Raw genomic sequence first — 8,386 nt, forward strand, 5'->3', positions numbered from 1 at the left:
CGCGACGGCTTGTTCTGGGCGACCGGGGCAGGAGAAGAGGCCAGTCCGCTTGGCGCTCTCGCCGCGCAGGCCGAGCGCGAAGGCTACAAGGGCGGGCAGGGCAAGACGCCCTATCACGGCTACTACTACAAGATCCTCAAGCGCCAGGGGGCCGCGGCGCCAGGCGGAAGCCTCGACTATGTCGTCGGCGGCAAGATGATCGGCGGCTTCGCCCTGCTCGCCTATCCCGCCGAATACGGCACCTCCGGCGTCATGAGCTTCATCGTGAACCACGAGGGTACGGTGTATCAGAAGGATCTGGGACCCAAGACCAGCCGGATCGCGACGCGGATGCGCTCATACGATCCCGACAAGACCTGGGAGAAGGTTTCGGTGCCGCAGAGTTGATGGCAGTCCACCTGGCGGACACGACCGGGAATGGCTTTGGGGCCGATGATGCCGGACAATCGCGAGGTCGAGCTGAAACTCATTCCCATGAGTGGGGACCTCGAGCACTATGCCCGGGCGGCCAAGGCGTTGGGGACAAGCGGGAAGGGCAGGACACGGCGCCTGCACTCCGTCTACTTCGATACCCCCAAGCTCAAGCTGCGGCGCAAGGGCTATTCGCTTCGCATCCGGCATGACGGCCGGAAGAACATCCAGACGGTCAAGTCGAGTGGCGCCGGAGCGATCATGCGCGGCGAGTGGGAGTGCGCCGTCGCGACCGATGCACCGTCGAAGGATACGCTCGCAGGGACGCCTCTGTGCGATGTGCTGGGCGACCGCGACCTGAGCAACTTGCGAGCGGTTTTCAGCACGCAGGTCAGGCGCAGGACCTTCGTCATCATGCGCCCCGATGCGACGGTGGAACTGGCGCTCGACATCGGAGAGATCCAGGGCGATGGCCGGTCGCTGCCGATCTGCGAGGCCGAGCTCGAACTCGCAAGCGGCACGCCGACTGCGCTCCTGAGCTGTGCCCGTGATCTGGCATCGATCGTGCCCTCGCTGCCGGTATTGTCGTCCAAGGGCGAGCGCGGCTTCCGGCTGAGCGCGGGTTCCCCGCAGAGCGCCGTCAGCGAACTGTCCTTCGATGTCACGCCGGGCATGAGCACGGAACAGGCCATCCAGAGCACGTTCTCCACTTGCTTCACCGGACTCTTCGATAACTTTGCCCTGCTCGCGGCGGGCGGCGGCGGCGAGGCGCTGCATCAAGCACGGGTCTGCATTCGCCGGATACGGGCGCTCGCCTCATTGTTCGAGCCGGCCCAGCAATGGCGAGGTGACAATGACCTTTCGCCACGGCTTCGCTGGCTGACCCAGTTTCTTGGTGCATCCCGCGAGGTCGATGTCCTCTGCGAGACCGTCCTGGCAGCGCTCGGCGCCAGCTATGGCAGCGCCCCGGGCGTTGCGGATCTGAGAGCGGTCTTTGAAACCCGGGGCGAGCACGCTCGTGAAACGGCGATCGACTATCTGAAGTCGCCGGCAGCCCTGGAGCTCAGCCTCGACCTGCTCGGCGCGCTGGCACGAACCTCGCCGACGCCGCAACAGGCCGAGCTGCTCCAGATGCCGATCGGGCGCTATCTGAGACGCGAACTTCGGCCGCGACTGAAGTCTTTCCTCAAGCGCTGCCGGCACATCGAACGGCTCGATCCACCCGAACAGCATGAGGCGCGCGTTCGCGCCAAGAAGCTCCGCTACATGATCGACCCCTTCGGTGCGCTTCTGGCCCGGCGAAGCTTCTCCAGCCTCATCGAGCCTCTCCAGACAATCCAGCGCGTCCTTGGCGACCTCAATGACCGCAGGACCGGTGAAGCCTTGCTCATGAGCTATGTCGAGGAGGTGCTGGGCGGGGATAGCGGCGGCAGCCGCATTCTCTTCGCCGCCGGCCTTGCAACTGCGCTCTGCCGCGCTTCCGACACCAAGGACGTGACGGATAGCGCGGCGGCTGCCCGCTCCAGGCTGGAGCGTTCTGATCTCGACTTCGACGAGGGAGAGGATTCCGGCCTGGCATAGCCTGCGCCGCTGGGCTCGCCGGACAAGGCGCAAGGAAGCAATGATGTTCGGTCGCCTTCCAATCCTGAGCGGCTTCTCTGGCTTCTCGCCCGACTGGCTGCGCTTTGACGTGACCGCAGGCCTGGCGGTGGCGGCGGTCGCGATCCCGAGCGCCATTGCCTATCCCGCGATCGCAGGGCTGCCCGTCGAGGTGGGGATCTATGCGAGCATCCTGCCGCTCGTCGGCTATGCGCTCTTCGGGCCCTCCCAAAAGCTCATGCTTGGCCCCGATGCGGCGACGATGACGGTTCTTGCCGCGGTCATGGCCGCGATGCCTGCCGGCTCTCCCGAGGAGCGGGTCGCCACTGCTGCGGCGCTTGCATTGGCTGTCGGCATCCTCAGCCTTCTTGCCAGCACGGTCGGCCTCGGCGCCATCGCGGCCTTCCTGTCCCGGCCGATCCTGATCGGATTCATCAGCGGCATCTCGATATCGATCATGGTGGGCCAGATCGGTCGGCTGACCGGCGTGAAGATCGACGCCGACGGCTTGCTGGCCCCAGTCCTGGAACTGTTGCGAAGATCGGATCTGATCCATTGGCCATCGGTGACGCTGGGAGCGGCGATGCTGGCGCTTCTGCTGATCCTGCCACGCCTGCGCTTTCCGATCCCGGGGCCTCTCGTCGTCGTCGTCGTTGCAGCCATCGCCTCCCATCTGTTCAATTTCGAGGCGATGGGTATCAAGGTCGTCGGCCGCCTGCCAAACACACTCCCGGCCCTGTCGTTTCCCACCGGGGCTGCCTTGCCGCTGCGCGAACTCGTGCTCGGCGCCGGGGCCGTCTGGCTCGTCGGCGTCAGCGCCGGGCTCGTCAGTGCGCGCAGCTTCGGGGTGCGCGGCAATTTTCCGATCGATGCCAACCGCGAGCTCGTCGGCATCGGCGCGGCCAATATCGCATCGGGATTGTTCAGCGGCTTTCCGGTCACCATCTCGGATTCGCGTACAGCGATAAACCTGGCTGCCGGAGCACGATCGCAACTGGCCGGGCTGGTTGCGGCCGGCGCGCTGACGGCGCTGCTGCTCTACCTCAATCAGGCGCTGCGCGTGCTGCCGGTGCCGGCGCTGGGCGCCATTCTGGTCGCAGCGGCGTTGAATCTCATCGACATTTCCGGCTTGAGGGAAACCTGGCGCATCAGCCGGGTCGAGTTCGTCTTTGCGCTGATCAGCATGTGGGGAGCGATCAGCCTGGGGGTGTTGAGCGGCGTGGTGATCGCCATTGCTGGGACCCTGCTTCATCTGCTGCTCAAGGACATGCGACCGCGCGATGCCTTGCTCGGGCGCGCTGCCGGCAGGCCGGGCTTCTACAAACTTCATCGGGTACAGGAGGCGCGGCCCGTTCCAGGGCTGGTGATCTACCTGGTTCAGGGCAGCGTGCTGTTCTTCAATGCCGAATACGCCAAAGCCCGGATCGAGGGTATCGTCGATGCGGCACCGCCGGGGACGCGCTGGCTCGTGATCGACGCCAGCGCGATCGCCCAGATCGATTCAACTGCTGCGGTCATGCTCGGTGAGCTGCAGGGGTGGCTTGCAGAGCGCGGCGTGACGCTGGCCGTCGCGGAGCTGCACCGGGATCCGATGGACATCCTCAGGCGATCGGGTTTTCTCGATGCGATTGGGCCAGGGTTGATTTTCGACGAGCTTCAGGATGCCGTCGGCGCCTTTGAAGCCGAGCGCCGCGTCATTCCAGCAGGCTAAGGCATCGGCCCGAAAAGTGGATTCCGGTTTTTGGGAAAGCCGATGCAAACACAAAAGGTTAGATTATCGGACCGGATACGGTTTCCGGTTCGATGATCTAACCGGCCGGCCGCGAGCGGGCCTCCCGAATGAGGATGTCGACGCTGACGATGAAGACCCAGACCGGGAAGATGATCACGGTCCAATCCAGGAATTGGCTGCCGATCAGGATGATGGCGGCGGCGATATACCCTGTGATCGCCGTTGCGCGTGCGGCAATTCCGGTGCGCAGGACGATCGTCGAGGCCGTCATCAGGAAAACGCCCGCCATTTTCAGGGCGTAGATGCTGGTCAGGTGATAGGCGAGTGACCGCGCAAGCATGAAGGTCATCGATCCCGGCAGGTCCCTGGGAAGCGCGGAATAGGCGATGAGGATGGCTCCGACCGAAGAAGCGGAGACGAAGAGCAGGCCGATGAACAGAAGACCGCTTCCGAGAAAGACCGTCGCAAACAACTTGTCTTCGGCCGCCCCCATCCGGTCGCGGAGGACACCGACGAACCACAGGAACGCGATGCCCGCGAACGGGATCAGGTTGAGCGCGAGCGACACTTTCCAGGATTGCGGACCCAGCCAGTCGCCAGGGTCTCGCGGGTCCAGCCGCACGGTGTCGAGGATCAGAAAAAGCGAGGTAAGCAGCAGCACCGAAAAAAGGATCCCGGCGGCGGCGGCAGCCCTCGGGGTCTTCAGGCCCTTTGCCGGATGCGGGTTGTAGCCACTCGCTAGGGGGTCGGTTGTCATCGTGGTCCAACCCTTCTTTCAAAACGGCTCCAGAACGCTGACGAATCTCCGGGAAACACGCCGTTTTGTCAGGCGCCAGGTTCCCATTGGTTTGTTGCGGTGGCAATCGAACTGCACGGACATGATGCAAGGCTGGCTGGCTCTGCCCGACTGATCGCAAGTCATTGCTACGAGATAAGGCCCAGTTGCTCCGCGGAGAGGACAAGCTCGGCTATCGAGCGTGCGGCCATCTTTTCCATCACATTGTGCCGGTGAGCCTTGACGGTGCGAATGGTGGTTCCGAGTTCGTAGGCGATCTGCTTGTTCATCCGGCCTCGCGCCACAAGAGCGAAGACCTCGCGTTCCCGCGGGGTGAGGCTGCCGAGCCGGAGCGCTCGCGATACAGCACCATCGTCATTGTGCCTGGTGCGGCGACAGCGTGCGAGCGCCCGGTTTATCGCATCGAACAGCACGTCCTTGGTGACCGGCTTCGTCAGGAAATCCTCTGCGCCGGCCTTGATCGTGCGGACACTGGTTGGAATGTCGCCATGACCGGTGAGGAAGATCACGGGCAATCGCGATCCGGCCGCATTGAGGCGGAGCTGAAGATCAGGGCCGCTCACGCCTGGAATATCGACGTCGAGCAGAATGCAGCCGTCCGTTCCTTCGTCGGGAAGCTGGTCCAGGAGCTCGGCTCCGGTCCCGTATGATTTCGTCTGGAAGCCGGAGGCTTCGAGCAAGCGAACCATTGCGGTCCTGAAGGAKATGTCGTCATCGACCAGATAGATATTGGCTGGCATGGAGGCGCTTCATGTCTTCATGGCGGGGAGATGGATGTGGAAGGCAACACCGCCATCATCGCGGTTGTCCACCCAGATCCGCCCGCGATGGGCGAGAATGATCTTCCTGCTGATCGCCAGGCCGAGCCCCATTCCATCGGCTTTGGTGGTGTAGTACTCGTCGAAAATTCTCGACAACGACTGAGGCGGGACTTTCGGTCCGTAGTTGATGATGGATATCTCGACGATGCCTCGTCCGTGAAATGCACTCTTTACGATGATATCTCTTCGAGAACTGCCATGGCCGATGATGGCATCGAGCGCGTTGATGGTGATGTTGAGGATCACCTGCTGAATCTGGATGGCATCGGCCGGGATCTCCGGAAGATTCTCGTCCAGCTCTGATCTCAGACCGATATCGTTTGCGGCAGCGCGGCTGGATACGAGCCGGAATGTATCGCGGATGCAGCGATTCAGATCGATCGTCTGAGCAGGCGATGGCGCGAGTCGGATCATGTTCCGCACGCGGTCGATGATCTCGACCGCGCGCATTTCGTCCCGTTTGATGTCCGCGACAATGTCCTGAAGCTCCGCGATGCTGGGGGCCGCATTCTTGAGGATGATCTCGGCCGCTTCAGTATTGATGAGGATTGCGCTGAGCGGTTGCTTGAGTTCGTGCGCTATGTACGCGGACATTTCTCCCAGCGAAATCCGCCGATTGACCGTCATGGCTTCCGAAATGAACTGACTTGCCTCCTGCTCGGCCACGGCGCGTCGTTGGCGTTCGAACAGGAACAGGAGGATCAGCAACGCTTGCAGGAAAAAGGCGATCGAGATGCCTGCGATCGACCAGCCATATTGTTCCCAGGCTGTGGGCCGACGAGCGACGATGTCTAAGTACTTGGTGCTATTCAACACTTCGTCCGGTCCGGAGCCGAGGACGAGATTGAGGAGAAGGCCGGAGATCACCGCCAGCGCGAAGACGCAACAAAGGATCAGGTATCGATGCCGGCCGGCGTGCAGCGTCGCCGTCGGGATCTCGCCCCCCGCGCGAAATCGAACGTCCAGTGCTACCTCAGAGCGTTGCAATATGGCCTCCCGGTGGCTGCCTCACTTCGTTGCGTTTCAGCAGGTTTCCGCGACCCAGTGCCTCGCGAAACTCGTTTCCTGGTGGTCGTCCAGTTTCTGGCGCTTCGGCAGCTTGATCTTCTCGCGCGGCGGCGCCTCGTAGGGGATCGAGGACAGGATATGAGAGATGATGTTCAGCCGGGCGCGGCGCTTGTCGTCGGAATGGACGGCAAACCAGGGCGCCCAACTCGTATCACTTGCCCGGAACATGTCGTCGCGGGCACGGGAATAGTCATTCCAGCGGCCATAGGATTTCAGATCCATAGGCGACAGCTTCCAGATCTTGCGCGGGTCGGTGATGCGCTCCTCGATCCGGCGCGTCTGCTCCTTCGGGCTGACCTCAAGCCAGTATTTCAGCAGGATGATGCCGGATTCGACGATGACTTTCTCGACGCTCGGGACTGCGAACAGGAAGGCCTGAGCCTGTTCCTCCGTACAGAACCCCATCACCCGTTCGACGCCGGCGCGGTTGTACCAGCTGCGATCGAAGATCACGACTTCGCCGGAGGCCGGGAGATGGGGCAGATAGCGCTGGACGTACATCTGCGAGCGTTCGCGATCGGTCGGCGGAGGAAGCGCGATGACGCGGAAGACCCGCGGGCTCACCCGCTCCGTGATCGCCTTGATGACACCGCCCTTACCGGCGCCGTCACGGCCCTCGAAGATAATGCAGATCTTGGCGCCGGTATGCTTGGCCCATTCCTGGAGCTTGACCAGTTCGCCATGAAATTCCTTCAACTGGCGCTCGTAAGGCTCTCGCTTCATGGCCTTGCTGACAGGAGCATCCATGAYCACGCCCTCCCGGTTAGGACCAGGCCAGGAAGAAGGCGACATCGCCGGGCAGCCCACCCGGCCAGTCGATGATCATCGCGCGCAGCCGATAATTCGCGGGCTTCAGATGCTCCTTCCAGAATTCATAGGCCTGGCGCGGCCGTCCGGTGAGCGTCGTCGGCCAGTCCGCCTCTGAATTGTTGAGCGCACGGCCCTTGTCGTTGCACAGCGCGCTCGGGAACCGCATCACCATGACCTCGCGCTCGCCACGCTCGGCAGCCGCGCGCGTCTTCACTGCGAGGTTGTGCTTGATCCGGGCAATCAGCTCGGCATTGACCTCGACCTCTTCCGCAAGCGTCTTGATCAGCTTCTGGCGTGCCTCCTCGGCCTTATCCATGGCACCCAGCATCTTGGATGCCTTCGCCATCTCGATGTCCGCCATGTAGACTTTCAGGTCGTCGGCCGACATGAAACTCTCGTCGGCGAGAATGTCGGCTTTCGCGCCGTGCGCCGCGGTCTGGGGCATTGCCGTTTCCTCTCCAGTCGAAATCGCGATTGCCTGCCTCGTCAAATGCCGTCCGGACGACCAAGGGTTTCCCTGAGCTCGGCTTCGAGGCTCTCGACGAGCTGTCGATATTCGATGCAACGCGCCTTGCGGATCGGCAGGGCCGAACTCTCCCATTCCGCCAAGGCCCGTTCGGCTTCGGCGAGGTCTGCGCAGAGCGTGCGAAAACTCTCGCTGCGGAGTGCTCTTTCCCTAATCGACCTCCCATAGGCTGGAAGATGCCGGATGGCAGCCAGCACACCCTGATCCATCGCAACGGTTCTCCCGCCGACGAGCGCCACGTCACGTCCACTATGGAGAAAGATCGCGCCCGCGGGAGTAACTAACAGGAGGCTACGCCCGGCAAGGGGCCGCAACCGATGCGTGCGACCAGTGAAACTGAGTCAATAGGGGCGGGACTTGCGGAAGCTTGCACAGCGTCCCGACCGCTCGACAGCGTGTTACGAGCGTAACCTCCCGTTAGCTACTCCCGCCCCCTTGGGCCGTCGCCTATCGTTGCAGCTTCACCGAAGTCCCCTTCCCCCCGCGGTCGCAGAGGCGAACGACGAGGGATCCAGGCGGGCCAACCCGGAGGCCACAACATGTCGACATTGAAGCACTGGTCGCTTGCTTTCGCCCTGCTTGCCGGCGTGGCGTCCTGGTCCGACAGCCAGCCGGCCAGAGCG

General features: G+C 62.9%; 9 protein-coding genes. 3 read left to right on the top strand and 6 right to left on the bottom strand.

From position 1 onward, the window contains the following. The 3 genes from AC1DGP_RS34345 to AC1DGP_RS34355 form a co-directional block, all read left to right on the top strand. The coding region (locus AC1DGP_RS34345) for a DUF2950 family protein (RefSeq protein WP_476833213.1) at nucleotides 1-387 on the top strand (387 nt) is incomplete at its 5' end. 30 nt (nucleotides 388-417) lie between these two features. After that, nucleotides 418-1,992 carry a CYTH and CHAD domain-containing protein gene (locus tag AC1DGP_RS34350; protein WP_441509102.1) on the top strand — a complete coding sequence of 525 codons (1,575 nt, stop codon included), beginning with the start codon at nucleotides 418-420 and terminating at the stop codon, nucleotides 1,990-1,992. 43 nt (nucleotides 1,993-2,035) lie between these two features. Next, entirely contained in the window at nucleotides 2,036-3,721 is a 1,686-nt protein-coding gene (locus tag AC1DGP_RS34355) for a SulP family inorganic anion transporter (protein ID WP_476833214.1), read from the top strand. Nucleotides 3,722-3,818: 97 nt separating this feature from the next. On the opposite strand, the gene AC1DGP_RS34360 is transcribed toward AC1DGP_RS34355, so the two are convergent. The 6 genes from AC1DGP_RS34360 to AC1DGP_RS34385 form a co-directional block, all read right to left on the bottom strand. Continuing rightward, nucleotides 3,819-4,499, bottom strand: a complete 681-nt coding sequence (locus tag AC1DGP_RS34360) for a hypothetical protein (RefSeq protein ID WP_441509104.1) — start codon at nucleotides 4,497-4,499, stop codon at nucleotides 3,819-3,821. A gap of 167 nt (nucleotides 4,500-4,666) precedes the next feature. Further along, nucleotides 4,667-5,278, bottom strand: coding sequence for a response regulator transcription factor (locus AC1DGP_RS34365; protein WP_441509105.1), 612 nt, complete (start codon nucleotides 5,276-5,278; stop codon nucleotides 4,667-4,669). 9 nt (nucleotides 5,279-5,287) lie between these two features. Further along, nucleotides 5,288-6,346, bottom strand: coding sequence for a sensor histidine kinase (locus AC1DGP_RS34370; RefSeq protein WP_476833215.1), 1,059 nt, complete (start codon nucleotides 6,344-6,346; stop codon nucleotides 5,288-5,290). A gap of 36 nt (nucleotides 6,347-6,382) precedes the next feature. Then, nucleotides 6,383-7,174 (bottom strand): polyphosphate kinase 2, encoded by a 792-nt coding sequence (gene ppk2 / locus AC1DGP_RS34375; protein WP_476771127.1) that lies wholly within the window; start codon nucleotides 7,172-7,174, stop codon nucleotides 6,383-6,385. 16 nt (nucleotides 7,175-7,190) lie between these two features. Next, on the bottom strand, nucleotides 7,191-7,682 hold the full coding sequence (locus AC1DGP_RS34380; RefSeq protein WP_441490971.1) for a hypothetical protein: 492 nt from the start codon (nucleotides 7,680-7,682) through the stop codon (nucleotides 7,191-7,193). A gap of 41 nt (nucleotides 7,683-7,723) precedes the next feature. After that, on the bottom strand, nucleotides 7,724-7,972 hold the full coding sequence (locus AC1DGP_RS34385) for a hypothetical protein (protein ID WP_441508823.1): 249 nt from the start codon (nucleotides 7,970-7,972) through the stop codon (nucleotides 7,724-7,726). Nucleotides 7,973-8,386: the final 414 nt, after the last annotated feature.

Source organism: Allobosea sp. 05T433, from assembly GCF_056396065.1.